Origin of the sequence: Caballeronia sp., from assembly GCF_049581465.1 — a bacterium.
In the GTDB taxonomy this organism is placed as follows: Bacteria; Pseudomonadota; Gammaproteobacteria; order Burkholderiales; family Burkholderiaceae; genus Caballeronia.
Window position 1 is genome coordinate 1 of record NZ_JBAUSA010000291.1, and the last position, 2,490, is coordinate 2,490.

Below are 2,490 nucleotides of genomic sequence, written 5' to 3' on the forward strand. Positions count from 1 at the left end.
GGATTGCGGCGGCGCGCCAGAGGAGCTCCGGATCGCCCAGCGGTTCGGCCGCCGCCAGCAGCAGCAGGCTGCGGGTCTTCTCGGGCAAGGCTTGCGCCTCACGGCGGAAGCTTTCCTCGACCGCCGCAGAGAGTTGCGTTGACCCCGGGAGTCCGAACCCACCGGCCAGTTCATGCACACCCAGACCGCGCGATAACTCCAGCAACGCCAGCGGATTGCCTCCCGTCTCGACCACGAACTGGTCGCGCACCCGCGCATCGAGCGGGACGGTCAGCGCCGAGTCCAGCAGCGCCCACGCATCGGCCTCCCGCAAGCCCTTCACCGGCATCTGCGGTAGCGTGGCCATGTCGGTCAGGGGGACACGGCTGGCCACGATCAAGGCCACCTCTTCGGCGGCGAGTCGGCGGCCCACAAAGGCGAGGGCCTGCGCCGTGGCCCGATCCAGCCACTGCAGATCGTCGATCAGGCAGACCAGAGGCCGGTCCTCAGCGACATCGGAAAACAGGCTCAACACTGCCAGCCCGATCACCAGCCGATCCGGAGCCTGGCCCGCGCTCATTCCGAATGCGATGCTCAGTGCATCACGCTGCGGTTCAGGGAGGTGGTCGAGGCGATTCAGCAGCGGGATGCACAGCTGGTGCAGCGCGGCGTAGGCGAGTTCCATCTCGGATTCGACGCCGGCGGCGCGGACCACTCGGCAGCCCCCGGCTTGCCGCGCCACATAGTCCATCAACGCCGACTTACCAACACCCGGATCACCATGAAGGACCAGTACGCGGCTTTGACCCGATCGGACGTCGTGCAGCACTGAGTCCAGCAGGCCGCGCTCGGCGAATCGGTCGATCAGCTCCATCTCACACAAATAGTCCCACCATTCACCGTCGCCTGACGATATGCACGTTTTTCACTGGGCGGAGCCGGGGCCTCCCCAAAAGCAAACAAATCGCGGCGACCTACATCCGCGGTGAGGGTGGGATCACTTGTGGTCCGGCTCGAGGCCGTTCACCAGAGCGATGGATGCGACCGTAACCACTCGCGCATGGCACAGCGACGCTAGAGAGATGCTGTAGGGAGCTGGCTGCGTGAGCTGAGGCTGAGCTTGGTGAAAACCTTGCTCAGATGATACTGGACCGTTTTGGCGCTGATGAAGAGCCGCGCGCCGATCTCCGGGTTGGTCAGCCCCTCTCCGGCTAACCGCGCGATGTGTTCTTCTTGTGGCGTCAGCTGTGCGCCGGTTGCGGCGGGTGTGCGCTTGCGGGCGGTCTCTCCGGTGGCCAGTAGCTCGCGGCGGGCCCGCTCGGCGAAGGCTTCCATGCCTATCTCTTCGAACATGTCGTGTGCGATGCGCAGCTGCGTCCGCGCGTCACCAAGGCGCCGTTCCCGGCGAAGCGATTCCCCGTAGAGCAGATGCGTCCGCGCTAGTTCGACGCGCATGCGGGTACGGCCAAGCCGCTCTATTGCATCGCGATATAGCGGCTCGGCGTCGGCCGCCTCACTGATCAGCGCGCGTGATCTCGCTTCAACGCCGAGCGCCCAATCAGTGCCACTCGCACTGGTCATCTCACAGAGCCGTGCGACGGCTTCGGCTGCTGTGTGGGACGCACCGCTGCGCGCAGCAGCTTCGATGAGTTCGATTGTGGACCAGGCCGACAGGGCAAGATCATTTTGCTCGGCGGCGCGCAGGGCCGGGGTCAGCGCCGCCTGATAATTACCAATGCCGTTGTTGAGTACCGCCTCCGACCACTCGGCGACGCTTAGCCAGATACCTTCACCCCGTCGCACGACGTCTCGTGCGGTGGCCTCGATCAACGCGGACGCCTCGACCTGGTTGCCGCGGAACGCGGCCAGGCTCATGGCGGGGTCGGTTGCGAGGCTGTCGCCAGTCGCTTCCGTCACCGTCTTCAATTCCTGATGGAGGGCTCCCGCGGCGGTGAGTTCGCCGGCAAAGGTGAGCATCACCGCACGAGAACTGAGTGCCAACGGCAGCTCAGCCAGCGCACCTGCCGAACGGCCAAGCTCGACGTGGCGCCTCGAAACTGCATCCCAGCTTTCGTCATCCCACATGTGTAAGGCGGCGATACCGGCCAGCCACAGAAATTGTTGCTCTCCATGTGACGCGTCGCGGCGGGCGGCGCTGACAGCGCGGCCCAAGACCGGCAGGCCTGCCGCATAACCATCGGTGAAGTTCGCGACGAACCCGTCGAGAAGAAGGTCCGAGACGGTGGGAGTCGACGGTCGCGGCGACGTCTTGGCCGCGCGTGCGACCTCCACGAGCCCGCCGCCTACTGCTAATCGGCCGGCGAATACCGCCGCCTGTAGGGCGTGCAGATAAGTCGTGCGAGCCATAGCGGCGTCGATTGGTTCGAACCGCTCAGCCGCCTTCAGCAGCAGCGGCGGGGCGTCGCTGCCTCGGCCGGTGACGAATGCAAGTTGGGCGCGGATCAGGTCAGCGCGCGCATGCTGAAAATCGGTTGACGGCCCGTCCTCGGC

Annotated in this window: 2 protein-coding genes; both read right to left on the bottom strand. The window is 65.7% G+C overall.

Annotated features, from left to right (window positions below):
• A partial coding sequence (locus WCA53_RS07315) for an AAA family ATPase (RefSeq protein ID WP_423907450.1) occupies nt 1-853 on the bottom strand: 853 nt, incomplete at its 3' end.
• 200 nt (nt 854-1,053) lie between these two features.
• Nucleotides 1,054-2,490: helix-turn-helix transcriptional regulator (locus WCA53_RS07320; RefSeq protein ID WP_423907452.1), on the bottom strand; the 1,437-nt coding region annotated here is incomplete at its 5' end.